Source organism: Ruegeria sediminis (genome assembly GCF_005938215.1).
In the GTDB taxonomy this organism is placed as follows: domain Bacteria; phylum Pseudomonadota; class Alphaproteobacteria; order Rhodobacterales; family Rhodobacteraceae; genus Ruegeria; species Ruegeria sediminis.
The window spans coordinates 556,049-580,827 of sequence record NZ_VCPD01000003.1 but is presented as its reverse complement, the minus strand read 5'-3'; the positions used below and the strand labels follow the sequence as shown (position 1 = coordinate 580,827).

General features: G+C 64.4%; 26 protein-coding genes and 2 tRNA genes. 14 read left to right on the top strand and 14 right to left on the bottom strand.

The window, feature by feature from the left end; translation table 11 throughout:
* The first annotated feature begins 47 nt into the window (after positions 1-47).
* The 11 genes from recJ (at position 48) to FGK63_RS11255 (ending at position 9,803) form a co-directional block, all read left to right on the top strand.
* Positions 48-1,796 (top strand): single-stranded-DNA-specific exonuclease RecJ, encoded by a 1,749-nt coding sequence (recJ, locus tag FGK63_RS11305; protein ID WP_138842211.1) that lies wholly within the window; start codon positions 48-50, stop codon positions 1,794-1,796.
* A gap of 103 nt (positions 1,797-1,899) precedes the next feature.
* Positions 1,900-1,974, top strand: a tRNA-Glu gene (locus tag FGK63_RS11300).
* A 14-nt stretch (positions 1,975-1,988) separates the two neighbouring features.
* Positions 1,989-2,063, top strand: a tRNA-Glu gene (locus tag FGK63_RS11295).
* A 305-nt stretch (positions 2,064-2,368) separates the two neighbouring features.
* On the top strand, positions 2,369-3,415 hold the full coding sequence (locus tag FGK63_RS11290; protein ID WP_138842209.1) for an SPOR domain-containing protein: 1,047 nt from the start codon (positions 2,369-2,371) through the stop codon (positions 3,413-3,415).
* 14 nt (positions 3,416-3,429) lie between these two features.
* Positions 3,430-4,596, top strand: coding sequence for a D-alanyl-D-alanine carboxypeptidase family protein (locus FGK63_RS11285; RefSeq protein WP_138842207.1), 1,167 nt, complete (start codon positions 3,430-3,432; stop codon positions 4,594-4,596).
* Positions 4,593-5,219 carry a dTMP kinase gene (gene tmk / locus FGK63_RS11280; RefSeq protein WP_138842205.1) on the top strand — a complete coding sequence of 209 codons (627 nt, stop codon included), beginning with the start codon at positions 4,593-4,595 and terminating at the stop codon, positions 5,217-5,219. The genes FGK63_RS11285 and tmk overlap by 4 nt, the downstream gene beginning before the upstream one ends.
* 6 nt (positions 5,220-5,225) lie before the next feature.
* Positions 5,226-6,347, top strand: coding sequence for a DNA polymerase III subunit delta' (locus tag FGK63_RS11275; RefSeq protein ID WP_138842203.1), 1,122 nt, complete (start codon positions 5,226-5,228; stop codon positions 6,345-6,347).
* Positions 6,344-7,159, top strand: coding sequence for a TatD family hydrolase (locus FGK63_RS11270; RefSeq protein ID WP_138842201.1), 816 nt, complete (start codon positions 6,344-6,346; stop codon positions 7,157-7,159). The genes FGK63_RS11275 and FGK63_RS11270 overlap by 4 nt, the downstream gene beginning before the upstream one ends.
* Positions 7,156-7,956, top strand: a complete 801-nt coding sequence (locus FGK63_RS11265; RefSeq protein WP_138842200.1) for an MBL fold metallo-hydrolase — start codon at positions 7,156-7,158, stop codon at positions 7,954-7,956. The genes FGK63_RS11270 and FGK63_RS11265 overlap by 4 nt, the downstream gene beginning before the upstream one ends.
* Before the next feature lie 76 nt (positions 7,957-8,032).
* On the top strand, positions 8,033-8,965 hold the full coding sequence (locus FGK63_RS11260; protein ID WP_138842198.1) for an AEC family transporter: 933 nt from the start codon (positions 8,033-8,035) through the stop codon (positions 8,963-8,965).
* Positions 8,966-9,101: 136 nt separating this feature from the next.
* Positions 9,102-9,803 carry a CbiX/SirB N-terminal domain-containing protein gene (locus FGK63_RS11255; protein WP_138842196.1) on the top strand — a complete coding sequence of 234 codons (702 nt, stop codon included), beginning with the start codon at positions 9,102-9,104 and terminating at the stop codon, positions 9,801-9,803.
* Between the two features lie 92 nt (positions 9,804-9,895).
* Here FGK63_RS11255 and FGK63_RS11250 read toward each other — a convergent pair whose 3' ends face one another.
* From FGK63_RS11250 to FGK63_RS11225, 6 genes are all read right to left on the bottom strand, one after another.
* Positions 9,896-11,212 carry a peptidoglycan-binding domain-containing protein gene (locus FGK63_RS11250; RefSeq protein WP_138842194.1) on the bottom strand — a complete coding sequence of 439 codons (1,317 nt, stop codon included), beginning with the start codon at positions 11,210-11,212 and terminating at the stop codon, positions 9,896-9,898.
* Between the two features lie 140 nt (positions 11,213-11,352).
* Positions 11,353-12,369 carry a GGDEF domain-containing protein gene (locus FGK63_RS11245; RefSeq protein WP_138842192.1) on the bottom strand — a complete coding sequence of 339 codons (1,017 nt, stop codon included), beginning with the start codon at positions 12,367-12,369 and terminating at the stop codon, positions 11,353-11,355.
* The gene (locus tag FGK63_RS11240) at positions 12,366-12,953 is read right to left on the bottom strand and encodes a heme NO-binding domain-containing protein (protein WP_138842190.1); all 588 of its coding nucleotides are present in this window, start codon (positions 12,951-12,953) and stop codon (positions 12,366-12,368) included. The genes FGK63_RS11245 and FGK63_RS11240 overlap by 4 nt, the downstream gene beginning before the upstream one ends.
* 160 nt (positions 12,954-13,113) lie before the next feature.
* The gene (locus tag FGK63_RS11235; protein WP_138842188.1) at positions 13,114-14,673 is read right to left on the bottom strand and encodes a trimethylamine methyltransferase family protein; all 1,560 of its coding nucleotides are present in this window, start codon (positions 14,671-14,673) and stop codon (positions 13,114-13,116) included.
* Positions 14,674-14,796: 123 nt separating this feature from the next.
* Positions 14,797-15,486 carry an HAD family hydrolase gene (locus FGK63_RS11230; protein ID WP_138842186.1) on the bottom strand — a complete coding sequence of 230 codons (690 nt, stop codon included), beginning with the start codon at positions 15,484-15,486 and terminating at the stop codon, positions 14,797-14,799.
* 22 nt (positions 15,487-15,508) lie between these two features.
* A complete protein-coding gene (locus FGK63_RS11225; protein WP_138842184.1) occupies positions 15,509-15,793 on the bottom strand; it encodes a DUF3572 domain-containing protein in 285 nt (94 codons plus the stop codon).
* Between the two features lie 93 nt (positions 15,794-15,886).
* Between FGK63_RS11225 and FGK63_RS11220 the strand changes: the two genes are divergently transcribed.
* Complete coding sequence (locus tag FGK63_RS11220; RefSeq protein WP_218961132.1) at positions 15,887-16,771, top strand: response regulator; 885 nt, start codon at positions 15,887-15,889, stop codon at positions 16,769-16,771.
* A gap of 23 nt (positions 16,772-16,794) precedes the next feature.
* Here FGK63_RS11220 and FGK63_RS11215 read toward each other — a convergent pair whose 3' ends face one another.
* Genes FGK63_RS11215 through FGK63_RS11200 form a run of 4 tightly spaced genes read right to left on the bottom strand, consistent with a single transcriptional unit; the run spans position 16,795 to position 18,708 of the window.
* Entirely contained in the window at positions 16,795-17,277 is a 483-nt protein-coding gene (locus tag FGK63_RS11215) for a periplasmic heavy metal sensor (RefSeq protein WP_138842180.1), read from the bottom strand.
* The gene (locus tag FGK63_RS11210; protein ID WP_138842178.1) at positions 17,277-17,627 is read right to left on the bottom strand and encodes a hypothetical protein; all 351 of its coding nucleotides are present in this window, start codon (positions 17,625-17,627) and stop codon (positions 17,277-17,279) included. Before FGK63_RS11210 ends, FGK63_RS11215 begins: the two co-directional genes overlap by 1 nt.
* Positions 17,620-18,234 carry an RNA polymerase sigma factor gene (locus FGK63_RS11205; RefSeq protein ID WP_138842177.1) on the bottom strand — a complete coding sequence of 205 codons (615 nt, stop codon included), beginning with the start codon at positions 18,232-18,234 and terminating at the stop codon, positions 17,620-17,622. Before FGK63_RS11205 ends, FGK63_RS11210 begins: the two co-directional genes overlap by 8 nt.
* A gap of 6 nt (positions 18,235-18,240) precedes the next feature.
* Positions 18,241-18,708, bottom strand: a complete 468-nt coding sequence (locus tag FGK63_RS11200) for an EF-hand domain-containing protein (RefSeq protein ID WP_138842175.1) — start codon at positions 18,706-18,708, stop codon at positions 18,241-18,243.
* A gap of 232 nt (positions 18,709-18,940) precedes the next feature.
* On the opposite strand from FGK63_RS11200, the gene FGK63_RS11195 reads away from it, so the two are divergent.
* Both FGK63_RS11195 and FGK63_RS11190 read left to right on the top strand, forming a co-directional pair.
* Positions 18,941-19,339: a DUF983 domain-containing protein gene (locus FGK63_RS11195; protein WP_138842173.1), complete on the top strand. Its 399-nt coding sequence runs from the start codon at positions 18,941-18,943 to the stop codon at positions 19,337-19,339.
* Positions 19,340-19,360: 21 nt separating this feature from the next.
* The gene (locus tag FGK63_RS11190; RefSeq protein ID WP_138842171.1) at positions 19,361-20,062 is read left to right on the top strand and encodes an NUDIX hydrolase; all 702 of its coding nucleotides are present in this window, start codon (positions 19,361-19,363) and stop codon (positions 20,060-20,062) included.
* 12 nt (positions 20,063-20,074) lie between these two features.
* Here the strand turns inward: FGK63_RS11190 and FGK63_RS11185 are convergent, their stop codons facing one another.
* From FGK63_RS11185 to nuoN, 4 genes are read right to left on the bottom strand one after another with little or no spacing between them, the layout of a single operon-like run.
* Positions 20,075-21,742, bottom strand: a complete 1,668-nt coding sequence (locus FGK63_RS11185; RefSeq protein ID WP_138842169.1) for a ribonuclease J — start codon at positions 21,740-21,742, stop codon at positions 20,075-20,077.
* A complete protein-coding gene (locus tag FGK63_RS11180) occupies positions 21,739-22,518 on the bottom strand; it encodes a type III pantothenate kinase (protein WP_138842167.1) in 780 nt (259 codons plus the stop codon). The genes FGK63_RS11185 and FGK63_RS11180 overlap by 4 nt, the downstream gene beginning before the upstream one ends.
* A gap of 11 nt (positions 22,519-22,529) precedes the next feature.
* Entirely contained in the window at positions 22,530-23,279 is a 750-nt protein-coding gene (locus tag FGK63_RS11175) for a biotin--[acetyl-CoA-carboxylase] ligase (RefSeq protein ID WP_138842165.1), read from the bottom strand.
* Between the two features lie 54 nt (positions 23,280-23,333).
* Entirely contained in the window at positions 23,334-24,776 is a 1,443-nt protein-coding gene (gene nuoN / locus FGK63_RS11170; protein ID WP_138842163.1) for an NADH-quinone oxidoreductase subunit NuoN, read from the bottom strand.
* Positions 24,777-24,779 lie beyond the last annotated feature (3 nt).

The following is a 24,779-nucleotide window of genomic DNA, read 5'->3' as shown; positions in this document are numbered from 1 at the left end:
AAGGCCGGGTCCGCATTGGGTCCGGCCTTGGCACATGAGGCGAGATCTTGAGTTTTCTATCGGTTGAGCGGTCGCTGACAGGGCGGCGTTGGGTTGGACCTTCGGTCGAGGTGGAACGCGCGTCCGAGATGATGGCGCAGCAGACCGACCTGCCCCGCGCCCTGTGCCAGGTGCTGACGCGGCGCGGAGTTCCCCTGATCGAGGCCAAGGGGTTTCTGGAACCGAAGCTGAAAGAGCTCTTGCCCGATCCGCGTGACCTGAAGGACATGGAGGTGGCAGCCGCGCGGTTTCTGGCCGCCGTGCATGGCCGCCAGCGCATCGCGGTCTTTGCCGATTACGACGTGGATGGCGGCAGTTCGGCGGCGCTCCTGCTCGTGTGGCTGCGGCAGATGGGGGTAGCCGCCACGCTCTACGTGCCTGACCGGATCGACGAAGGCTATGGGCCGAACGTGCCGGCGATGCGGGAACTGGCGGCCGGGCACGATCTGATCATCTGTGTCGATTGCGGCACTCTGAGTCATGAACCGATCGCCGCCGCCGAAGGCGCGGATGTGATCGTTCTGGATCACCATCTGGGCGGTGAAACGCTGCCGGACTGCGTGGCCGTGGTGAACCCGAACCGCCAGGACGAGAGCGGCGATCTGGGATATCTCTGCGCCGCGGGCGTCGTGTTCCTCATGCTGGTCGAAGCCGGCCGGCAACTGCGACTGGCCGGAGCCAGGGGACCGGATCTGATGGCATTGCTGGACCTGGTGGCGCTGGCAACGGTGGCGGATGTCGCGCCGCTGATCGGGGCCAACCGGGCGTTGGTGCGGCAGGGGCTCAAGGTGATGGCGCAGCGGCAGCGGCCGGGGCTGGTGGCGCTGTCCGACGTGGCGCGGATGGACGCGGCGCCAAATACCTATCACCTGGGTTTCCTGTTGGGCCCACGCGTCAATGCCGGCGGCCGGATCGGCCAGGCGGACCTTGGCGCGCGGCTTCTCGCAACCGAGTCGATGGTCGAGGCCGAGGCCCTGTCACAGCGGCTGGACGAACTGAATACCGAGCGGCGCGAGATCGAGAACGCGGTCCGCGCCGCGGCGCTCGAACAGGCCGAGGCGCGCGGGCTTGACGCGCCGCTGGTCTGGGCCGCCGGAGAAGGCTGGCATCCCGGTGTGGTCGGGATCGTCGCCTCGCGGCTCAAGGAGGCCGCGAACCGCCCCGCCATCGTCATCGGGTTCGATGGCAACGAAGGCAAGGGCTCGGGCCGGTCGGTCTCGGGCGTCGATCTGGGCGCTTCGATCCAGCGGCTGGCGGCCGAAGGTCTGCTGGTCAAGGGCGGCGGGCACAAGATGGCCGCCGGGCTGACGGTGATGCGAGACAAGCTGGAGCCGGCCATGGCCCGGCTGTCGGAACTGCTGGCGAAGCAGGGCGCCGGCGAGGGCGGACCGGCGGATCTGAAACTGGATGGCGCGCTAATGCCCGGCGCGGCGACCGTCGATCTGGTCGAACAGATCGAACTGGCCGGCCCCTTCGGAGCAGGAGCCCCGGCTCCGCGCTACGCCCTGCCCGACCTGCAGGTCCGCTTTGCCAAACGCGTCGGCGAAACGCATCTGAAACTGTCCCTGTCGGACGGGATGAACGGCGGTGTGGACGCCATCGCCTTCGGCGCCTTCGACGGCCCGATGGGCGACCGCCTGACCAATCACGGCGGCGCCCGGTTCCATTTCGCGGGCCGCCTGGAGGTCAATTCCTGGGGCGGGCGGCAGAGCGTTCAATTGCGGATCGAGGACGCTGCAGAGGCCGTTTCGGACTGAATTTCAACCCGTTCGCGCGGGCGGAAAAAAGTTTCTCATCCCCGCATTTTTCGTCTTGCGGGGGGCGGAGGTAATACGTAAAAGGCCCTCCACAAGCCAGAGTGGCCCGTTCGTCTATCGGTTAGGACGCCAGGTTTTCAACCTGGAAAGAGGGGTTCGATTCCCCTACGGGCTGCCATTTCCGCTTGTCGTGGCCCGTTCGTCTATCGGTTAGGACGCCAGGTTTTCAACCTGGAAAGAGGGGTTCGATTCCCCTACGGGCTGCCACGAAATCCGCTCAGTTGTGCTTCCCGTCCATTGGCCTGCGCCCGTTTCCCGCTCGACCGGATGGGTTGCCCCTTTTCGCGGACGTGCCGTGCCGCGTCCCGTCACAGGCGCATTTCCGTCCCCAACCAAACCAGCGCAATGCCGAAAGAGGGAAATCTTGCCGAGCCGCAGGCAGCGGGCTTTCAATGGCCAGATACGCGCGTTATGATCCGCCTGAAAGACCGTTGGAGGCAGGTTGCGAACCGATCGGCCAACCGGCGGCAGGGTCCGGAAAACCGGACCGAATTCAGGCAAGGGACGAAATAATGAAGCGAGCGACAGAGAAACGCACAAGCCCGTTTCGGCTTGCGGTTCTGGGTCTGGCAATGGCCGCATTGGCGGGATGCGGTGAAGGCACCGGGTCTCCTTTCTCCAAGACCGACGCCCAGGACACGACTGAAACACCAAAAACCGGCGGCAAGAAGACCGAGCGCGATGTCGAAGCGCCGGAGGTGTTCGAGGTGACCGAAGCCGGACTCTGGGACGGTCGGCCGTCCTTGGGCGGCATCTGGGTAGCGCATCCGGATGTGACGCAGCCCGCGCGGGTGATGATCCGCAACACTTCGAACGACAAATCCACCGTCGGAGCACTGTTCCGCCGCGAGCGCGCGATCCCGGGGCCCATCGTTCAGGTCTCGTCGGATGCGGCGGCGGCGCTGGGAATGCTGGCTGGCGCGCCCGTGAAGGTCCACGTCGTCGCGCTCAAGCGTGAAACGGTCGAACCGGAGCCGAAGCCGGAGGCCGCCGCTCCGCCGAAGACGGAAGAGCCTGCGAAAAAACCCGAAGCAACAGTGCAAGAACCGGTGAAAACGGCGGAACCAGACGCGAAAACCGAAGCACTGACCATCGCGGCCGCAGATCAGGCACCGCAGGACGCCGAAGCGGCCGACGCCGAGGAAGCTCCGGCCAAAAGGAAATGGTTCTGGCAGAAACGCCCGAAGGCCGGTGAAATCACCGAATCCACTCTTGCGCCCGTTGCCGTCGCCGGCGCTACCGCAGTCGCTGCGGCCACCGCCGCCGGTTCGAATGCCGATGCCGCGCCGGCGGAAACCCCGGCCCAGCCATCCGGCACCTCTTCCCTGACGAAACCCTATGTGCAGATCGGCACCTACACCGTCGAAGAGAACGCCAAGACGGCCGCGAAAACGGTCAGCAAGACCGGGCTCAACGCCGAGGTACGGACTGTTTCGAACAATGACAAGACGATCTGGCGCGTGGTCGTCGGTCCGGCCGCAAACCGGTCGGAACGAAAGGACATCATGGCCAAGGTCGAAGGGCTCGGGTTCGCCGACGCCTATATCGTTAAGAACTGACAAGGAGGCTGCCAATGCTGTCTTCGCTGCGATCTGCCGCTCTTGCCCTGGGTCTGGCGCTTCTGGCGCTTCCGGCCCAGGCTTTCGACACCACCGCCCGCGCCGCTTATGTGCTGGACCAGACGACCGGTACGGTGCTTTTGTCCAAGGAACCGGACTTGCCGCTGCCGCCGGCCTCGATGTCCAAGCTGATGACGCTCTACGTCGCATTCGAGGCCTTGCGGGACGGGCGTCTGACCCTGAACGAGGAACTGCCCGTTTCCGAGCACGCTATGAGCTATGGCGGATCCACCATGTTTCTCAACACCCAAGACCGGGTCAACGTCGAGGATCTGTTGCGCGGCATCATCGTGCTGTCGGGAAATGACGCCTGCGTGGTCATCGCCGAGGCGCTCAGCCCCGATGGAACCGAGGCGGGCTTTTCCCGGTACATGACCCAGCGGGCGAAACAGATGGGCATGGAGAATTCGCACTTCGCCAATTCCAACGGCTGGCCCGCCGCCGGTCACATGATGTCCGTCAAGGACCTTGCCATTCTCGCGGACAGGCTGATCACGGACTTCCCCGAGTATTATCCCCTGTTCGCCGAGGAAGAGTTCGCCTTCGACGGCCGTGCCCCGTCCAACACGCGCAACCGCAACCCGCTGCTCAAGCTGGACATCGGCGCTGACGGGTTGAAAACCGGGCATACCGAGGATGCGGGCTATGGTCTCGTCGGATCGGCCAAACAGGGCGACCGGCGCGTGATCTTCGTGCTGACGGGTATCGAAAGCAACTCCAAGCGCGCAGAGGAGGCCGAGGCCGTGGTTAACTGGTCCTTTCGCAATTTTGTCGAGAAGACCATCGCCAAGGCCGATACCCCCGTCGCCGAAGCCGAAGTCTGGATGGGAGCAAATCGATCGGTAGGGCTGGTTCCGGCCCAAGACCTGCAGATCCTGTTCCCGGTGCTTGGCGGCAAGACGGCCGAGGCCGAGGTTGTCTACCAGGGTCCGATCAACGCGCCGATCGTCAAAGGTCAGCAATTGGCGGAACTGGTCATCAGGCCCGATGATCTGCCCGAAATCCGCCGCCCGCTGGTGGCCGCCGAAGACGTTGCGGTCGGCGGTTTCGTGGTCCGGATGATGACCGTCGCCGGTATCGTTCTGAGCGACCTCATCAAACGTCCGTTGGAGGCGATGTGACGGGCCAAGGGCTGTTTCTGACCTTCGAGGGGATCGACGGCTCGGGCAAATCCACTCAGGCGCGGCGGCTGGCCGAGTTCCTGCGCGCGCAAGGGCGCGAGGTCGTCCTGACGCGCGAGCCCGGCGGTTCGCCCGGGGCCGAAGAGATCCGCCGGCTGGTTCTTGAAGGCGACCCTGACCGCTGGTCGGCCGAGACGGAAATCCTGCTGTTCACCGCCGCCCGCCGCGACCATCTTGAACGGACGATCGAGCCCGCGCTCGATGCGGGCAAAGTCGTGATCTGCGACCGGTTCGCCGACAGCACCCGCATGTATCAGGGCCTTTCACGCGGTGATCTGCGCGGCCTGGTCGATCGGTTGCACGCGCTGATGATCAAGCGGGAACCCGACCTGACCCTGCTCATCGACATGGACCCTGACACCGGATTGTCGCGTGCCAAGGGCCGTCAGGGCTCTGAAGAGCGTTTCGAGGATTTCGGCCCGGACCTGCAACGCCGGATGCGAGCGGGTTTCCTGGCGCTCGCCAACGAATTTTCCGACCGTTTCCGGGTCATCGACGGCGGACGCGACATGGACAGCGTGGCCGCAGATGTGACAGATATCGTGATGCAGGCATTGCGATAGACACGGATGAGCGACGAAACTCCCACCCCGGATCAAGCCCCCGGCGCCCCGCACCCGCGCGAGACACCGCGCCTCTTCGGTCAGGACGCGGCCGAACAGGCATTTCTGGCGGCATTTTCTTCAGATCGCCTGCACCACGGCTGGCTGCTGACCGGGCCGCGCGGCGTCGGCAAGGCGACGCTGGCCTGGCGGATCGCCAAATTCCTGCTGGCCGCCCCGCCCGCCGACGAGGGCGGGCTGTTCGGCGCCCCGCCGCCTCCGGCCTCGCTGGACATTGACCCCGAAAATCCGGTCTCGCGCCGAATTCAAGCCGGGGCCGAACCCGGGCTGGCGGCGATCACGCGCTCGCTGAACGATCAGGGCAAGCTGCGCGGCGAGATCGTCGTGGACGACATCCGCAAGCTGGGCCGCTTCTTCGGCCTTTCCGCCGCGGATGGAGGCCGGCGGGTCGTGATCGTGGACAGCGCGGACGAAATGAATGTCAGCGCCGCGAACGCCCTTCTCAAGATGCTAGAAGAGCCGCCGGCGCGCACGACGCTCCTTCTGGTCTCCCACCAGCCGTCGCGCCTTTTGCCGACGATCCGGTCGCGCTGCCGGACGCTGCGCCTGTCGCCGCTGGAAGCGCAGGACATGCAGTCCGCGCTGGAGCAGACCGGCGCCGGTATCCCGGCCAACCCAGACCACCTCGCAGCCCTTGCAGCCGGCTCCGTGGGCGACGCGATCCGGCTGACGAACCTGGGCGGGCTCGAAATCTACGCCGAATTGATCGGCATCCTTGGCACCCTGCCCCGCCTCGACCGGCAGCGCGCCCTGAAGCTTGCCGAAGCGGCAGCGCAACGCGGCGCGGCCGAGCGGTTCGAGCTGCTACTGACCCTGATCGACATCACCCTGTCGCGACTCGCCCTGACCGGCGCGACAGGCCAGCCGCCCCAACCCGAAGCTGCCCCGGACGAGGCCGCCATCCTGTCCCGCCTGTCCGCCACTCCGCACCAGGGACGCCTTTGGGCCGAGGCCGCGGCGATCATCACCGCCCGCGCCCGCCACGGGCAGGCCGTGAACCTTGACCCTGCCGCCCTCGTCCTAGATACGGTGTTCAAGATAAAGGAAACCGCCGGTCAGAGCAGATGAGCGACAGCACGATCCCCCCGGAAATCACCGACAGCCACTGCCACCTGGACTTCCCCGATTTCGCAGGGCAGCTGGACGACATCGTCGCCCGAGCGGCCGAGGCCGGCGTGACCCGGATGGTGACGATCTGCACGCGGCTGCGGAACGAGCCTTCGGTCCGGGCCATCGCCGAAGCGCATAGCCCGGTCTTCTACGCGGCGGGAACCCACCCGATGAGCGCCGGCGAGGAACCGATGGCGACCGTGGACCAGCTTGTCGCCTTGTCCCGGCACCCGAAATTCGTGGGAATTGGCGAAAGCGGGCTGGACTACTACTACACCGCCGACAGCGCCCAGGCGCAGAAGACCTCGCTGCGCATCCATATCGAGGCCGCCCAGCGCACCGGCCTGCCGCTGATCATCCATGCCCGCGCCGCCGACGACGACATGGCCCGCATCCTGGCCGAGGAATACCGCAACGCGCCCTACAACTGCGTCATGCACTGCTTTTCCTCCTCCGCGGAACTGGCGAAGGCCGCTCTGGATCTGGGCTTCTACCTGTCGATGTCGGGCATCGCGGCCTTTCCCAAAAGCCAGGACCTGCGCGACATCTTCGCCGCCGCCCCGGTCGATCGGGTGCTGGTGGAAACCGACGCGCCCTATCTCGCGCCGCCACCGCATCGCGGCAAACGGAACGAGCCGGCATTCACCGCCCATACCGCCCGCACCGGCGCCGAGATCTTCAGCATGGACTATGCCGCCTTCGCGGCGCAGACGCAGGCCAATTTCAACCGGCTGTTCGCCAAGGCCGCCGCATACAAGGCCGCCGCATGACGGGCGAGTTGCGGTTCACGATCCTTGGTTGCGGCTCGTCAGGCGGCGTTCCGCGGCTCGGCGGTCACTGGGGCGATTGCGACCCGGACAACCCGAAAAACCTCCGGCGCCGCTGTTCCATGCTGGTCGAACGCGAAGGCCCCGGCGGTACGACCACGGTTCTGATCGATACGCCGCCGGACATGCGCAGCCAACTGTTGGATACCGGAACCGGGCGTCTCGACAGCGTGGTCTACACGCATTCCCATGCCGACCACGTGCATGGCATCGACGACCTGCGCATGATCGTCTTCAACATGCGCGCCCGTATCCCGGTCTGGGCCGACGGCGACACCCAGAACGCCCTGCTGTCGCGGTTCGGCTATGCCTTTGTCCAGCCCGAAGGCTCACCCTACCCTCCCATCCTCGATCTCAGGACCATCGATGGCCCGTTCGAGATCGATGGCCCCGGTGGCCCGATCCCGTTCCGGCCGTTCCGCGTCGGCCACGGGTCGATCGACTCGCTGGGCTTCCGCATCCGCGACCTCGCCTATCTGCCCGACGTGTCGGACATGCCCGAGAATGCCTGGACCGAGTTGGAGAACCTGGACTGCTGGGTCATCGACGCCCTTCGCCGCACCCCGCACCCCACCCACGCGCACCTTGAAAAATCGCTGGAATGGATCGCCCAGGCGAAACCAAGGCGTGCGGTGCTGACCAACATGCATATCGACCTCGACTATGCGACGGTCGATGCGGAAACCCCGGATCACATCACGCCCGCCTATGACGGCATGGTGATCCGCTATCCGATCTAGGCAGTTCAGCCCTGTACACCCGGCCCAAGATATCCCCGCCAGCCGCACACCAGCCTGGCCAAAAGCACGCAAGGCCATGTTCCAAAGCCTGATCGACGTCATTCTCCCGGTCTTTCTCGTCATCGGAGCGGGTTATGCCGCGACCCGCGCGGGGTATTTCCGAGAGGCCCATATCGACGGGCTGATGCGCTTTACCCAAAGTTTCGCGATCCCCTGCCTTCTGTTCCGCGCCATCGCCAATCTCGACCTCGAAGCCAGCTTCGACCCCAGGCTGCTCGCAAGCTTTTACACCGGAGCCGCTCTGTGCTTCATCGCGGGCATGGCCGGCGCCCGGCTGATCTTCAACCGCGACTGGGAGGATTGCGTCGCCATCGGCTTCTGCTGTCTGTTTTCCAACTCGGTCCTGCTGGGCCTGCCCATCACCGAACGCGCCTACGGGGCAGACAATCTGATCGGCAACTACGCCATCATCGCCTTCCATTCCCCCTTCTGCTACGGGGTCGGCATCACGGTGATGGAGGTCATCCGGAACCGCGGCGGCGGCGGCCGGCGCATGGTCAGATCGGTGCTGACCGCAATGTTCAAGAACGCGTTGATCGTCGGCATCGGGCTGGGGTTCATCGTCAACCTCTCCGGTCTCGCCTTGCCGGTCGTCGTCGATGACGCGCTGGCCCTGATCACCCGGGCCGCCTTGCCCGGTGCGCTTTTTGCTCTGGGCGGCGTGCTGGTCCAGTACCGGCCCGAAGGCGATCTGCGCACGATCGCCTTTGTCTGCGCTGTCTCGCTGTTGCTGCACCCGGCACTGGTCTGGATCTTCGGAAAGACACTCGCCCTGCCGCAGGACCTGTTCCGTTCGGCCGTGATGAATTCGGCCATGGCGCCCGGCTTCAACGCCTATATCTTTGCCAACATCTACGGACGGGCAAAGCGCGTCGCCGCCTCGTCCGTTCTGATCGCGACTGGCGCGTCCATTCTGACCGTCTGGCTTTGGCTGACGCTTCTGGAGTAGTTCCAAGCCTGCTTGACGCGCCATGGCCGATCAAGTGCTTGCCGCCCCGACGAAAAACGCCGGATTTCGCGGCTCAACCGATTGACTTTCGAGGCCGCAGGAACATCTTGCTGCCGGATCAACTCAGGAGCATGGAATGCCGCACGCGGTCATCGTCGCCCACGGACAGCCCTCTGACCCAAAGCCCGCCGAAGCCGCCCTGCGCGACTTCGCCGGACGTGTCGGCGCGGCCTCGCCTGGCGTCACCGTGCATTCGGCAACCCTGTCCGCCCCGAAACGGCTGGAGACCGTCCTGGACGGCTTGCCCGCGGACACCGTGATCTATCCGCTTTTCATGGCGAAAGGCTGGTTCGTGACCGACGTTCTGCCGAAGCGTCTTGGAAGCCGTTCGGCCGAGATTCTTGATCCGCTGGGCGTCGATCCGGCGCTGCCTGCCCTGGTGGCGGATGCCTTGCTTTCCGAGATGCAGCGTTTGGGCTGGGTTCCGCAGCAGACCGATCTGGTCTTGGCGGCCCATGGTTCGGGGCGCAGCCGCAACCCGGCCGAGGTCGCCCGTGACTTTGCCGGTGCGCTCGCCGAGCGGCTTTCCTTCGCCAGCATTCGTCTTGGTTTTGTCGAGCAGGAGCCTTCGATCACCGATGCCGCCCGTGGCGCCGGAGTTCAGGCGCTGTGCCTGCCGTTCTTTGCCTGTCAGGGCGGTCACGCACTGGAGGATGTTCCAATGGCATTGAGCGATGCGCGATATACGGGCCGCGTGCTTCCGGTGCTTGGCGACTTGCCCCCGGTTCCGCCCCATATCGGCAGTCGGCTGACCCGGCATTTTGCGGCGCGGGCTTAGACCCCATCCTTCAAGAACCCTCGCGCGAGCATACAGTCAGGGACCGCCCGTGCCGAACGGTCCCCGATTTCCGTTTGCCGGACTGAACCGCGTCAGTTCCCCGTCGTGGTCTGGAACACCGGCAATGTCGTCGTGGCCGATGCGCCGGCGGGCGACATCGCCGCGTTCAGAACCGCGAGTCGCTCGGGCGTCTGCCCCAGTACGGTGTTGCCGCTCTGCGCCGCATCAAGCGCCAGACGCATCCACTCGCCGGGTTGCGGTCCGGTTGCCTTGGCCACGCCGATGCCTTCACGCAGTTGGTGGCCGACAACTTCGCCATAGCCCTGCTGACCGGCAGCGGACAGAAGAACGGCCGAGGCCAGCGCCATTTCCCCGTTGTCCGTCCGATAGCCGACGCCCAGGCAGAGCTGACCACCCGAGACGAGTTGATCCATCGAATGGCCCGACTGATGCAGGAAGGTCGAAGTCGCCGCGATCACGTCATTCGCGGACTTGGATTCGATACCGCTCAGGTAAGGCGCAAGGGCTGCGGTCAACTGCTCACACTGCTGTTCGATCTGCGGCGCGGTCATGTTCGGCACCGCTTCCTCCAAACGGTCGGATTCCGCGATGGCTTGAACCCGCGCCTGGCAGAACTGCTCGTTCAGCGCCAGATTCGGATTCGTCATCGACGACGCCTGGATCGGACCACCATTCGATGCGGTCAGGACACTGGTGTCATTGCACAGATCGTTCGCGGACTTTCCGGTCGGCGCAAAGGCGAAAGACGGCAACTGGCCGCCGGTATCGGCGCGCGCAGTCGTGCCTTGCACACCCATTTGCGGCAACGTCGCAGTTTGGCCCTGTTGCGGCAATACGGCCAACTGGCCCTGCGGTTGCGTTGTCGCCCCCTGCGGCGTCGCGATGCCCAGCTGCTCGTTGCGATAGGTGCGCAGCAGCCCGGCTTGGCCCTGGCTGGCCAGGATCTGGTTGTATGGCGGCACGTGCGCACTCGCCAGCGCGCGCTGATAGGATGTCAGCAGGAAGCTCCGCTCGTGGTCGTCAAGATAACCGTCCGCGGGATACCCCATATCGGCCTGATACCGGGTAATGCCTGCCCGGCTGTTGCGCCCCAGCGCGCCGTCCACGGCCCCAACATTGTAGCCGAAATAGTTCAGCGCGGTCTGAACCTCGCGGTTCTGCTGGCGCTGTGCGGACGATATGCCCGAGGAATAGCTCTTCGACGTCGTCGTCGAACGACGGGTGGTTTGTTGTTTGCGCTGCTTGTTCTTCTGAATCTCGCTGCCAACAATCCCGCCCAGAAGAGCGCCCCCGATGAAGGCGGCGGCTTCGTCTGCAGCCGCTTTTTCGGCAGGGACGAGAGACAGGCTGGCGACAATGAATGTGGTGCTTAGATATTTTGCAATCATTTGGACTACCTCGCTGCTTCTGAGACCCGGCGCAGACCAGGGCCAGAAATGCTTAATGTACTGAATATAGCACAAACAAATCTCTTGGCTCCCCCGATTGGGCCAATGACGCGGGAATCGGCGGCCAGGGCACGAAAACCTCAACCGAATCGGCCGATTTCCGCAACGCAGCCGTCACCTTCGTCGCATCTGGAAAAGAACCGGTGTTCGCCACGGCCCGCGCGTTTCGCCGCATAAAGGGCGAGGTCCGCGGCGTTGAGGATTTCGGCAGCCGCCGGTCTGGGAAACTGCGATGTCAGGGCGGTCCCGATGCTTGCCGAAATGCGGCACGTCTGCCCGCCGTACGGGACCGGCTCCTGCAGCCGCTCGATCAGGCGGCGGGCGAGCTTGTTTAGTTGAATTTTGTCCTCCAGACCCCTGAAAATCAGCACGAATTCATCCCCTCCGATGCGTGCGACAAAGTCGGTGCCGCGCGTTTCTTCGCCCATGATGCGCGCGGCCTGCTGCAATACGTGATCACCGGCCGCGTGACCGAACCGGTCGTTGACCGATTTGAAGAAATCGAGGTCCAGGTGCATCAGGGCGAACGGCATCTGCATGGAAATCAGTTGGCTCAGGACCTGATCCATGGCCCGCCGGTTCTTCAGTCCGGTCAGCATGTCGGTGAACGCCTGCTCTTCTGCGGCAATCCTCGCACCCTGCAAACGCAAGTTGAGCGAACGTGACGCTTCCATCGCGGCGGATTTCGCCTCGACCAGGTAGAGAAGCTCGATTGCAAGGTCCGTGGCCGAGAAATCCGCGCTTGTCAGCGCATAGTCGCGCACTGCGTCTAGGATCGAAATGCCGAAAGACAGGTTGACGACGGCGCCCCGCCCCTGCGGCAACCGCGCGATCGCGCCCTTGAGACTCGTTTGCGGTTCGTCCCGGAACCTCAGGCGGAGCTTGGCGTCCGTTGCGCCCATCAACGCCGGTATCGTCGTCACCGAACGCGGGCGCAGCAGTTCGAACAGGTCAAGAAAACCCTGTCCCGGCATGGCGTGCCGGGGGCGCAGCTTCTGCAGCGTCGGCCCTACGTTCAGAATCCGGCCGCCATCGTCCAGCAAGACGTACATGGGGCAGAATCGTTCCAGAATTCCGGTCAGATCTTCGGTCATCATCGGGCGCGCGCCCCAAGGTCGAAACGCCGCCCTCTGGAAAACGCGCTTTCGATCAGCGAAATGGCGATCAGTTCGTCGGTTTCCCTTCGGCCTTCATAAGACAGCACCACCAGGGCGCCATAGTCGTCGGCCATTGCCCGAAGCAGCCCCACCAGGACGCAGGCATATCCCGGCAGTCCCGGCTCGCAGAGCAGCAGGAAATCGGTCGGTGACTTCTCGCGCAGTTCCAGCCGCGGAAGATCAAGATCGGACACGGCAAGACGGGCGCGGTCGGCGAGGTCATCGAGCGAATGCAGAAACTCCACGTAGCTGACGCCGCCGAACCGCAACAGCCGGCGCAAGGCTTCGGTGTTGGGGTGAGATACCAGAAAGGTTCCCAAGTCTTCGAGTATCTCGTCGCGGCTCCGGCCCAGCTTGGCGCAAAGCGTGTCGAGAACCCGCAGCGAAACGTCCCGATCGTAGATCAGCATCGCTTCGAAGTCGGTGAAACCCAACCCGGCGGTTTGGGTCACGCTCAGCCAGCAGGACCGCCCGTAGGTGGCACAGACGAATGATTGAACCGCCCTGTTGATCAGACCGTGCATGGCGTTCCCCGACAAACTCCATGCCTAATCTCACTCGGCAATTCTTAACAAATGCCCAACGGGCGCGGTTGCCTACCAAATCTTGCGACCAGGAAAAAACGGCCGGCCCGATTGCCCGACTCCGGGTGTTTCGGAGGCGCCGGCCGCTGTCTGTCCCCGATCAGAAATCGGTCGGCGCGCCCCCTTCCGCCTTTCGGCGTTCAACGAACTCGGCAAGCTCTTCGCGGATGGCCTCGTCCATCGGCGGCGCTTCGAAACTGCCGATGATCTCCTTAAACATGTGATGCGCGCGCTCGGCGGTCCACAGCCCTCCGGCGGCTTCCCAGCCTTCAAAGTTCTTCCAGTCGCTCAGGAACGGCTGGTAGAACGCGGTGGTGTAACGGTCCTGCGTATGCTGTATGCCGAAGAAGTGGCCATCGTTCCCGACCGCCTTGATCGCGTCCAGCGCGATCTCGTCCGGGCCGGTGGCGCTGATTTCCGGCTGCATGTAACGCTGGATCTGCTGCAGAATCTCGCAGTCCATGATGAACTTCTCGGGGCTGGCGATCAGCCCGCCCTCAAGCCATCCCGCCGCGTGATAGACCATGTTGGTGCCCGACTGGACCGCAGCCCACAGCGAATTCGACGTCTCCCACATCGCCTGACCGTCCGGCACGTTGGCCGCGCAGACACCCGAGGACCGCAGCGGCAGGCCATAGTACCGGGCCATCTGTCCGGTCATCTGGGTCGAGCGCATGTATTCCGGCGTCCCGAAGGCCGGCGCACCGGACTTCATGTCCACGTTCGACGTGAAGGTGCCGATCACGCAGGGAATGCCCGGCCGGACGTACTGGAACAGCGCGATGGCGCAAAGCGCCTCGGCCAGCGACTGCGCGACTGCGCCGGCCATGGTCACCGGCGCCATCGCGCCGGCCAGCGTGAACGGCGTCACCACGATCGCCTGGCCGCGCCGGGCCAGCCGCAAGCAGCCGTCGATCATCGGATGATCGTGCTTCAGCGGCGAGGTAGAGTTGATGTTGGTGTACATGCGCGGGGTTGCATCGAATTCCTCGTGGCTCAGGCCGCCCGCTATGCGGACCATCTCCATCACGTCCTCGACCCGCTCCTTCCCCAGCGAATAGGCGTGCATCGCCTTGTCGCTGAGCGTCAGCTTGTCATAAAGCACGTCCAGATGCCGGACGCTGGCGTGAAGGTCGACCGGTTCCACCGGATACCCGCCGGCAAAGTGGATGCAGTTGAAATACTGCGTCAGTTTCAGCAGGTTGCGGCACATCTCGCGGTTGCCGGGAACTTTTCTGCCGATCTCCAGATCCCAGTAGTTCGGCGGAGAAGACACGTTGCCGAACAGCATGGTCTTGCCGCCGATCTCGATCGTGTGGTCCGGGTTTCGCGGCGTGATGGTGAAACTGCTGGGGGCCTTGCCCACCATCTCCATCACGAAGTCGCGGCCAAACCGCACGTTGTCGCCCTCGACGATGCATCCGGCCTCGCGCAGAATGCCCAGCGCCTCTTCGTTGTAGAATGCGATACCGATTTCTTCGAGGATGCGCATGGCGCCTTCGTGAATCGCCTCGACCCCCTCCTGATCCATCGGCTCGACCGGGCGGTCGATATTGACGGGAGGGTTCCAGGGCATCTGCTCGATTACGGCAGCACCTCTGCGGGCGGCTGCGCCGGCGCGTCCGCCTCCGCGGCGTTTACGGGTCGCACTGTCGGCCATGAGAGTCCTCTTTCGCTTGCTTCGCAACAAGCAAGGCCCAATGCATGTTCAAATGGCCGTTCTGTCTGCGACAGCAGGTGTCGCTTTCTGTCAGAGAACCGCCGAATTTCGTGAAAATCGGCGTCAGGCCGCCAACCAGTCCGGGATATGCCCGATATTGGGCAAAACGACATCAGCCAGGGGCGACAGGTCCTCGGCGCCCGCCAAACCCGTGAGAACGCCGATCGTCGTCATGCCGGCGGCGCGACCTGCTTCAAGGTCATGCGTGCTGTCGCCGACCATCGCTATGCGCGCCGGATCGATGCCGACATGGGCGGCGAAAGCCAGCAGTTGCCCGGGGCCGGGCTTGGCGCCGTGGCCGCTGTCAAATCCCGCGACAAAATCGAAAAGTTCCCGGATTCCCACAGCTTCCAGATGCGCATGCGCCGGAGAATGGCCGTCATTGGTCGCAACGCCCAGCTTGTAGCCCTTGTCGCGCAGTCCGCCGAAAAAGGGAACCAGCGGCACCGCCTCAACCTGCGGGGCGCAGGCCGATTCGTCGTTGATCATCGACACCATGTCCGCATGGGCCATGCCGGGAAACTCGTGCAGCAGAGCATCTGCGATCTCGCCCGGCGTACCGGCGATCACGACGCTGCCAGCTTCATAGCGGCCGCTGACCATGTCGAATCCGATCAATCTTCCCAGGTATTCGGCACGATCCGCATCCTGATTCGCAATCCGGGCCAGAAACGACCGGCCAAAGGCGCCCCACGTGGCCGCGAAATCGAAAAGCGTGCCGTCCTTGTCAAACAGAAGGGCTTCGATGGGCATCGGTGTTCTCCGGCGCGTTCACTCAGGTCCAGTGCACCTCTCCCCCGCCGGGCAGCATCGCCCGCGCCTGCAGGGGAAGTTCATAAGGTACCGCATTGGCATCACAAAACGCCACCACCCAGGCGTCGTCAAGCATCAGAAAGTCCAGAACCGAAGACAGGAACTCGGTCTCGGCGGCCCGTGCGCGCAAATCCGCCCCCGACGCGCCGGTCGATCCCAGAAACAGCGGCAGCAGCTCTTCGTTCGCCACCAGCCAGGACAGGGCCTTGAGCGCCAGTGTTTCGGCGGCATCCGGGGAAATGGGCATGGAATCTCCTGAACGGGGATCTCGGAAAGAGATTGTTAACCAGTCTCATAAACACTTGAGGAACGCTTGGGAACTACGCGAAAGGCCAGTCAGGTGCAGGGAACGATAGTTGTTCTCGACGGAGTTTCGACGAACCGCATCATGCTGAAGGTCCAATTGACCGCGGCCTGGTACAACGTCGTGCAAGCCGACCGGCTCGAAGGGTTCGAGGCTTTAATGCGGCGCACCCGCCCCGATCTGGTTCTGACCGCGATGGCCCTGCCCGACGGCACGGCCATGGATGTGAAAAGGCTGCTGCAAACCGACCGTTCCCAAGCCGACGTGCCGGTCCTTGCCATCGCGCCGCGCAACGACAAGGCGGCGCGCCTGCGCGCGCTTGCCGCCGGGTTGGACGACGTGCTGGTCCAACCCTACAACGACAACCTGCTGCTGGCGCGCATCCGCAGCCTTTTGCGCACAAGCCCGGGCGCCGAGGAATTGCGCCTCCGGAACGGCTCGCAGCCGCTCGGCTTCGCCGAAGCTCCGGCGATTGTGAATCCGCTCGCTCCGCCGGCCCTCGTTGCGCTTTTTGCACTGCGGCCCGATACCGGGATCGCGTGGCGCGACGCCCTGCAGCCTTTGACACGGCACAGGGTGGCAAGCCACGGGTTCGACCAGGCTCGGGCGGCGCTGGCCGGCCCCCTGCCCGATGCGTTCGTCGTTGAACTGGGGCGCGACGGCGCGGAATTGAACCTGCTGGCCGATCTGCACGCACGAAGCGCCGCCCGGCATACCGTGCTGATCGCGGTTCTGGGCTTGAACGACGCCGATCTTGCCGCCGCCGCGCTTGACCGCGGCGCGGATGCCGCCTTGCTGGACGGGTTCTGCGCTGAGGAACTGGCGCTGCGGCTGGACAACCGGATCGCTCGCAAAACCCGCAGCGACTATCTCCGCGCACCGGTACGCAAAAGCCTATTGGACGCAACCAGGACAGGATGACCCGGAACACTGCCAGCGATGGTTCAGTCCCGATCGCGCTTGTAGCCCTTGTACCGTTTGCCGCGCTCAACGGCCTCCTCGACGCGCTCGGCATAGGCGGCCCTCTGCGCATCGCTCATGGCGCTGACACGTTCCAGCCACGCGCGGTTCAGCGCCATGTGCGTCTCGGCCCGATGCGCGGCCTGCGCACCGATCAATACCTGCACCGCGTCAGGGTCAAACGGAACGGCTCGCAGTGCATCGGCCAAAGCCTCAAAATCTTCCCGGCGCTCGTGGGAACTCGCCTCGTGGTCGCGGCGCAACTGACCCCGCAACGCCTTGCGGTCCTCTTCCGGAAGGGCGCGGTACAGGACCGGACCGAAACTCGGCGCATGACGCATGCCCTCGCCCCCCCGGAACCGCATCGCCGTGCCCAGCACCACACCGACCACCAGCAGGTTCAGTGCCAGGGACAGCCCAAGCAAAATGGGCAGCCATCTGCGCGTCTTGGGCTTTTCTTCGCTCATCACCCTTCCTCCACATAAAGTTCCGACAAGGTCAGGTCCGAGAACAGGTCGGTTGCATCCGGCTGAATCAACAGCTCCGCCGGGTCAGGCAGAAAGCCCGGCGGCGCCAGCCCGATCCAGATCCCTGCCGCACAGGCCGTCGCCAGACCGCCCATGCCGCGCCAGCCTCCCAGATAGTCGAAGACCTGCCGCCAGGACGGCCGTTGCCGCTCCTGCACCGGGTGAACCCGTTCCGACAGGACCGTCCCGGCGTCGGCCAGCATCCGGGCCGCCAGATCGTCCGGCAGGCGCTCACCTTGCCGCCGCGCCGCCGCAAACAATTGTTCCAGATGAGTGTCCTTGTCAGTCATCTTCGTACCCCAGTTCCTCGCGCCGCCCGGCCAGTGCCTTGGCCAGCGCCCGTTTCCCGCGGGCGGTCAGACTTTCGACCGCCTCCACGCTGATATCCATGATCCCGGCAATCTCGGGATTGGTCAGTTCCTCGATATGGCGCAGCACCACCGCCTGCCGCTGACGTTCCGGCAACTGCATCAATGCAGCCTGAAGCGCATCGGCCCGCGCCGCCTCCTGTATCCGCTCCGGAACCGTCTTGGCCCCGTCCTGTGGCTCGGGCACCGCGTCCAGCGCCTCATGCGGTTTCCTGCGCTTTAGGTCCATGCACAGGTTCAGCGTGACCCGGTACAGCCAGGTCGATACCTTGGCCTGCCCTGGCCGCCAGTCCGGCGCCATCCGCCACAGGCGCATCATCGCCTCCTGCGCCACATCCTCGGCTTCCGCCCGGTTGCCAAGAACGCGCATCGCCACGGAATAACAGCGCGGCCCCAACCGCCCGGTCAGATCCCGCGCCGCGCCGTGGTCGCCGTTGGCAAACAGCACCAGCAGCGCGTCGTCGCTCGGCGCACCCGCGGCGGCATCGCCGCCGCGAGCGCCTTCCGATATGGAGGTCAGATCCTCCATGCCGTGTCAGTTGTCTTCGGTCTGACCATGACCACGTTTCTTGTGGCGCTTCTGCATCCGTTCCTGAGCATCCGCAAATTCCTCGGCCGAGATTGCGCCGTTGCCATCCGCATCCATGCGGTCAAAGAACTTGCCCGCCCGGCGCGGGCTTGGCAATTCGTCGTCGGCCAGAAACCCGTCCTTGTCGGCGTCGTGGCGCTCGAACATGGCCGAAACCATTTGGTTCGCCCGTTCCTGCGCGGCGGCCTGCATCTCGTCGACGCTCAGCTTGCCGTCGCCGTCGGTGTCCGCCTTGTCGAACCTGGCCATCCGGTGCGCCTCCATTTCCGCCTTGCTCACCTCTCCGTCGCCGTCCGCATCCAGCTCCTGAAAGGTCACATCCTGCCCTCCGCGGGGGCCCATCGCCAAAGCCGACGTCGCGGTCACCCACGCGGCCGCCAGAACGAGAGCCGGGATAAGGCTTGCATGTTTCATATCGGATTTCCCTTGTTGCGCGGCAACCCCGTGTCGCCGATCCTGTATCTCAAACGCAGCGGCACCGGGTTTCCGTCGTTCGGCCCGCATAATTCCGGCCAAGCGTCGAAATCGTTGAATCCGACTCCAAAACCCCTATTTTTGCGGCATCCCGACGCACGGACATTAATTCGCCTTCCGAAATGGTCCAATCAGGCTCAGGTATGACGGGCGCAACAGGATGAGTGGAACCATGACCGACCAGACCATCGACACGAACACCCCGGACGAACGCGCCACCTGGCCCGCCATCTCGAAAGGATTTCGCTGCAAATGCCCGAATTGCGGCGAGGGCAAGCTGCTGCACAGCTATCTCAAGGTCAATGACGCCTGCGCCAGCTGCGGTCAGGAACTGTTTCATCATCGGGCGGATGACGGCCCGGCCTACTTGACCATTCTGATCGTCGGGCACCTGATGGCCCCGGCGCTGCACGTCTCCTACGTGCAATGGCGTCCCGAACCGTTGACGCTGTTCACGATCTTTGCCCTTGGCTGTCTGGCCCTGTCCCTTTACCTTCTGCCCAGATTGAAAGGGGTCGTCGTCGCCTATCAATGGGCGCGCCGGATGCATGGGTTCGGCAAGGAGAACTGACCCCGTCCGCGAGGCAGAAGCATGAGCACAGACAAATCCGCAATCCGCGACGCCGCCACCGTGATCGTTCTGCGCGACCGGATGGGCGATCCGTCGGTCCTTATGGGGCAGCGCGGCGCGCAGGCCGCCTTCATGCCGAACAAGTTCGTGTTTCCGGGCGGCGCGCTGGATCTTGAGGATGCGGATGTACCGCTGGCGGCCCCTTTGCCGCAGGTCTGTTTCGACCGGCTGGGCGAAAGGGCGACCCAAGGTCTGCAAAACGCGCTTGCGGTGGCGGCAGTGCGAGAGCTTTGGGAAGAAACCGGCCTGATCCTTGGCAAGCCCGGCACCTGGTCGGGCGACATCCCGGCGGATTGGCAGAGCTTCGCCGCAACCGGTCATGTCCCCGCCGCGAACGCCCTGCAGTTCGTGTTCCGCGCCCTCACGCCGCCGGGCCGCCCCCGCCGCTTCGACGCGCGGTTCTTCCTGGTGGATGCCGACGAGATCCAGGGCGATCTCGACGATTTCACCCATGCCTCGGACGAGCTGTCGCATCTGCAATGGATCAAGCTGCGCGACGCCCGCGAATTCGACCTGCCTTTCATCACCGAGGTCGTTCTGGCCGAAGTCGCCGGCCGCGTCGTGGACCGGGAGCCGCCGGTCTCGGTGCCCTATTTCCACAACAACGACGAGGCAAGCCTGTTCCTGCGTCTTCGCGGCTACCAGATGCCCCAGACGGACTGAGCCGGGCGCGCCTCAGCGCATCCGGCTGACGACGACGGTGACTTCGGGCTTCTTGCCGATCTCGTTTTGGGCGGTCTGCCGCACGATCCGGCGCAGCGCCTCTTCGACGCGATCGTCGTCGCGCAGCGTCTTGGCCTCGGCGCGCATCAGGAACTGGTTCAGATCCTCTTCCAGCACCTCGACCAGCGCCGCCCGCGAGCGGCCAATCTCGGGCAGGCCGATGGTGTCGCACCAGGGCTCGCCCAGCGGCTCGTCCTCTTCGTCCAGAATGACGGTCACGGTGACGTGGCCGTTCAGCGCCATGCGGATCCGGTCACGTACAATTCCGTCAAGGGCACCGATCTTGGTTGCACCATCCAGATAAGTCCGCCCGGTTTCGATGTACTCCGCAACTGACGGCCTGTTTCCCGACAGGTCCAGCATCATGCCGTTGACCGCCACGATCCCGGCGCGGCCACCGGCTTCGGCCAGTTTCGCGTGTTCCCGCAGATGGCGGTGCTCGCCATGCATGGGAATGATCATCTGCGGATCGATCAGCGTGTGAATCCGCTCTAGATCGGGGCGGTTGGCGTGCCCCGATACGTGATAAAGACCCGTGCTGTCATCGACCACGTCGACGCCTTTTTCGCTGAACTGGTTGATGACGCGGATGACCCCGCGTTCATTGCCCGGGATCGTCTTGGAGGAGAACAGGAACAGATCGCCCTCCTTGACCTCAAGCCCCCGGTACTTGCCGCGCGCCAGTTGCGCGCTGGCCGCGCGGCGCTCGCCCTGGCTGCCGGTCACGATCAGCATCAGGTTCTGACGCGGCAGATCGGCGGCCTCCTCGGCGCTGATGACCCGAGGGAAATCGCCCAGAATGCCGGTCTCGATGGCAGCCTCGATCATCCGCCGCATGGCGCGGCCAAGCAGGACGACCGACCGCCCCGCCCTTTCACCCGCTTCGGCAAGCGTCTTGACCCGCGCCACGTTCGACGCGAACGTGGTTGCGACGACCATGCCCGCCGCATTCTCGACAAGCTTGGTGATCTCGGGCGCCAATTCGGATTCCGACCGGCCCGGATGGGTGGAAAACACGTTGGTGCTGTCACAGACCAGCGCCTTGACGCCCGGCCTGGCCACTTCGGCCCACAGCTCGGGATCGAACGGCTCTCCCACCACCGGTTGCGGATCAAGCTTGAAGTCGCCCGAATGCACGATGCGCCCGGCCGGCGTGTCGATGACCAGCCCCGCGCTTTCGGGGATCGAGTGCGACACCGGCAGGAAACCGACCTTGAAAGGCCCGGCCGTGACCTGCTCGGGCCAGGCAGACACGGTTCTGACCGCTTCGGGGGAATGACCCTGATCCTCCATCTTGCCGCGCGCAATATTGGCGGTGAATGCGCGGGCATAGACGGGTGCGCCGAGCGCGTCGTAGCAATGCGCAACCGCGCCTACATGATCCTCGTGCGCATGGGTGACGAAGATCGCCTCCAACCGGTCAGCGCGTTCTTTCAGCCAGGTTATGTCGGCAAAGATAAGGTCCACCCCGGGCGACGTGTCCATATCCGGAAAGGCCACACCGAGATCGACGAGGATCAACCGCTCCTTTCCGGGTTTTCCGTAACCGTATACATAGGCGTTCATGCCAATTTCGCCTGCCCCACCGAGAGGCAGGTAGATCAATCTGTCACTGCTCATACCGAGCCATTTTCCTTGTTGTAGCGATGAATCACGGTCAGGCCGTGCATCGTCAGATCTTCTTCAAATGCGTCGAACAAGTCGGCGCTCTGCTGGAACAGCGGCGCCAACCCGCCGGTCGAGATCACCTGCATCGGCGCGCCATATTCGCCCTTGATCCGCGAGCAGATCTCGCGGACCAGACCGACGTATCCCCAGAAGACGCCCGACTGAATGCATTCGACGGTGTTGGTGCCGATCACCTTTTGCGGTTTCGAGATGTCCACATGCGGCAATGCCGCGGCGGCAAGGTGGAGCGCCTCGAGGCTGAGATTCACGCCCGGCGCGATGACGCCCCCGACATAGGCCCCGTCATGCGCCACCACATCAAAGGTCGTCGCGGTGCCGAAATCCACCACGATCAGGTCGCCGCCATGGCGGTCAAAGGCGCCGGCGGTGTTGACCAGCCGGTCCGGCCCGACCTGAGTTCCCTCGTCGACGCGAGGCTTGAACGGCAACAGCGTTTCCGGCTTTCCCACGACCAGCGGGCGGCAGCCGAAAAAGCGGTCGGCAAAGACCCGCAGATTGAACACGACCCTGGGCACGGTCGAGGAAATGATCACGTCGGTGATGTCCGCCTCGATTCCGTAGTGTTTAACCAGCGTCGAGTACCAGGTGAAATAGGCATCCGCCGTGCGCGCGTGATGGGTCGAGGTGCGCAGGGTGCAGAGGAACTTTTCCCCGTCCCAAATCGAGAACACGGTGTTGGTGTTACCGCAGTCGATGGCCAACAGCATTGGACGTCCCCTCAGAAATACACATCCGCCGCGGGAATGCCGACGCGGCCCTTGGCGGTGTTTAGGACAAGGTTGCCGTCCGCGTCCACCGTTTCAAAGGTGCCGACGGTCTCGGACGTTGCGGTTCGGGCGGTGATCACCTCGCCCAGCCGCGCAGCACGCCCGAGCCATGCAGTGCGGATCGGTTCAAACCCGTAGGTGACGAACTGGGTCTCGTAATGCGCATAAGCGGCGGCGAGTTCGGTCAGGAAATCCTCGGCCTCGACCTGCGCGCCCGTCTCGGACAGCAACGACACGGGCCGAACCGCGTTGGGCTCGACCACCGCCGGGCGCGGCGCCTCGACCAGATTCACGCCGATGCCGATCGCCAGATGCGAAATCCCCCGCCCTTGGCCGGTGCTTTCCAGCAAAATGCCCGCCAGTTTACCGCCGTTCAGCAGAACGTCATTGGGCCATTTCAGCGAAAGCCCGTCCGCGCGCCCCGTCACCGCGACGCAAGCGTCGAACAGGGCAAGCGCGGCCACGAAGCTTCGCAGCGCCGCCCGTTTCGGCGCCGCGTCAGGACGTAGCAGCAGGGTCGCGGCCAGGTTCCCCTTGGGGTTGGCCCAAGCGCGCCCGCGCCGTCCCCGTGCCGCGGTCTGATGGTGCGCCATGATCCAGACCGGGCCCCGGGCCTGCGGCGCTATGCGGGCGGCCTCGTTCAGGGTGCTGTCAACCTCCTGCAGGATGTGCAGCCCGTATCCTTGCGGCCAATCGCTCATCGCAAAAAGGCCCGGTCCTGAAACCGAGCCCCCTTTGTTTGTTTGGCGTGCAGATCAGTTGACAAGCGTCGCCGCAGCGGCTGCCGCCGCGCCTTCGATGCCGAACTGGTAGAACACACCGACCACCATCAACGCCGCCGATGCCATCAGCGCGCCCCATAGAACGGGCGAAGAGTGGGTGTCGATCGGATCCTCGTTCTCGGCCCCGAAATACATGTAGAAAACGATCCGCAGGTAGTAAAACGCGCCGATCACCGAAGCGATGGCCGAGGCGATGACCAACCCGGTCAGGCCGGCCTCGATACCCGCCTGCCAGACCCCGAATTTGGCGAAGAACCCCAGCATCGGAGGGACACCGGCTAGGCTGAACATCAGGATCATAACGGCCAGCGCCTTGCCTGGATCGCGGCGGGAGTACTGGCGCAGTGCGTCGATGTCAGTGACCGGTTTGCCGTCGCGTTCCATCATCAGGATGAAGGCGAAGGTGCCGACATTCATGGTCACGTAGATCGCCAGGTACATCAGCATCGCCTTGACGCCGAGTTCGGTCCCGGCGGCCAGACCGATCAGGCCGTAGCCCATATGCGCGATGGACGAATAGGCCATCAGCCGCTTGATGTCGCGCTGGCCGATCGCTGCAATCCCGCCCAGGAACATGGACAGGACCGATAGCAGCACGATCACTTGCTGCCAGTCCGCCACAGCCCCGCCAAAGGCGTCATGCAGCACACGGGCGAACAGGGCCATCGCGGCGACCTTGGGCGCCGTTGCGAAGAAGGCGGTGATGGGCGTGGGCGATCCTTCGTAGACATCCGGCGTCCACATGTGGAAGGGAACCGCCGAAACCTTGAACGCCAGCCCCGAGATCAGGAAGATCAGGCCGAACAGCAGCCCGATCGAGGCATCGCCATGCTGCGCGGTCTTGATGATGCCCGAGAACAGCGTGGTGCCGGTATAGCCATAGACCAGCGACGCGCCGTAGAGCAGCAGACCCGAACTGAGCGCGCCCAGGACGAAGTACTTAAGGCCGGCCTCGGTCGACTTCACGCTGTCCCGGCGCAGGGCGGCGACGACGTAAAGCGACAGGGATTGCAGTTCGAGCCCCATGTAAAGGGACATCAGGTCGCCGGCGCTGACCATCATCATCATGCCGACTGCAGCCAGCGCCACCAGCAGCGGATATTCAAAGCGCAAAAGTCCGCGACGCGCCATGTATTCCTGGCTCATCACCAGCACAGCCGCGGCCGCGAGCAGGATCGCCACCTTGGCGAAGCGGGCGAACCCGTCGTCGACGAACATGCCGTTGAAGGCGATGTGAGTGCCGTCACCGTTGGTGGCGATCCAGAAGGCCAGCACCGCCATCAGCCCGGCGGTGGTCCAGACCAGCAGCGGGCCAAGCGCGTCCTTTGTCGTATAGACCGCCCCGATCAGCGCCGCCATCGCATAGATCGCCAGAATGATTTCCGGCAGGATTACAGACAGATCAGCCTGGATCATCTC

Coding starts and splice junctions, on each gene's coding strand:
- FGK63_RS11270 (WP_138842201.1), top strand. CDS start 6,344: ATGAGCGACAGCACGATCCCCCCGGAAATCACCGACAGCCACTGCCAC.
- FGK63_RS11285 (WP_138842207.1), top strand. CDS start 3,430: ATGCTGTCTTCGCTGCGATCTGCCGCTCTTGCCCTGGGTCTGGCGCTT.
- FGK63_RS11215 (WP_138842180.1), bottom strand. CDS start 17,277: ATGAGCGAAGAAAAGCCCAAGACGCGCAGATGGCTGCCCATTTTGCTT.
- FGK63_RS11255 (WP_138842196.1), top strand. CDS start 9,102: ATGCCGCACGCGGTCATCGTCGCCCACGGACAGCCCTCTGACCCAAAG.
- FGK63_RS11290 (WP_138842209.1), top strand. CDS start 2,369: ATGAAGCGAGCGACAGAGAAACGCACAAGCCCGTTTCGGCTTGCGGTT.
- FGK63_RS11185 (WP_138842169.1), bottom strand. CDS start 21,742: ATGAGCAGTGACAGATTGATCTACCTGCCTCTCGGTGGGGCAGGCGAA.
- FGK63_RS11225 (WP_138842184.1), bottom strand. CDS start 15,793: ATGCCCATTTCCCCGGATGCCGCCGAAACACTGGCGCTCAAGGCCCTG.
- FGK63_RS11205 (WP_138842177.1), bottom strand. CDS start 18,234: ATGGAGGATCTGACCTCCATATCGGAAGGCGCTCGCGGCGGCGATGCC.
- FGK63_RS11275 (WP_138842203.1), top strand. CDS start 5,226: ATGAGCGACGAAACTCCCACCCCGGATCAAGCCCCCGGCGCCCCGCAC.
- FGK63_RS11260 (WP_138842198.1), top strand. CDS start 8,033: ATGTTCCAAAGCCTGATCGACGTCATTCTCCCGGTCTTTCTCGTCATC.
- FGK63_RS11200 (WP_138842175.1), bottom strand. CDS start 18,708: ATGAAACATGCAAGCCTTATCCCGGCTCTCGTTCTGGCGGCCGCGTGG.
- FGK63_RS11235 (WP_138842188.1), bottom strand. CDS start 14,673: ATGGCCGACAGTGCGACCCGTAAACGCCGCGGAGGCGGACGCGCCGGC.
- FGK63_RS11195 (WP_138842173.1), top strand. CDS start 18,941: ATGACCGACCAGACCATCGACACGAACACCCCGGACGAACGCGCCACC.
- FGK63_RS11240 (WP_138842190.1), bottom strand. CDS start 12,953: ATGCACGGTCTGATCAACAGGGCGGTTCAATCATTCGTCTGTGCCACC.
- FGK63_RS11245 (WP_138842192.1), bottom strand. CDS start 12,369: ATGATGACCGAAGATCTGACCGGAATTCTGGAACGATTCTGCCCCATG.
- FGK63_RS11180 (WP_138842167.1), bottom strand. CDS start 22,518: ATGCTGTTGGCCATCGACTGCGGTAACACCAACACCGTGTTCTCGATT.
- FGK63_RS11230 (WP_138842186.1), bottom strand. CDS start 15,486: ATGCCCATCGAAGCCCTTCTGTTTGACAAGGACGGCACGCTTTTCGAT.
- FGK63_RS11265 (WP_138842200.1), top strand. CDS start 7,156: ATGACGGGCGAGTTGCGGTTCACGATCCTTGGTTGCGGCTCGTCAGGC.
- FGK63_RS11210 (WP_138842178.1), bottom strand. CDS start 17,627: ATGACTGACAAGGACACTCATCTGGAACAATTGTTTGCGGCGGCGCGG.
- FGK63_RS11190 (WP_138842171.1), top strand. CDS start 19,361: ATGAGCACAGACAAATCCGCAATCCGCGACGCCGCCACCGTGATCGTT.
- nuoN (WP_138842163.1), bottom strand. CDS start 24,776: ATGATCCAGGCTGATCTGTCTGTAATCCTGCCGGAAATCATTCTGGCG.
- FGK63_RS11175 (WP_138842165.1), bottom strand. CDS start 23,279: ATGAGCGATTGGCCGCAAGGATACGGGCTGCACATCCTGCAGGAGGTT.
- FGK63_RS11250 (WP_138842194.1), bottom strand. CDS start 11,212: ATGATTGCAAAATATCTAAGCACCACATTCATTGTCGCCAGCCTGTCT.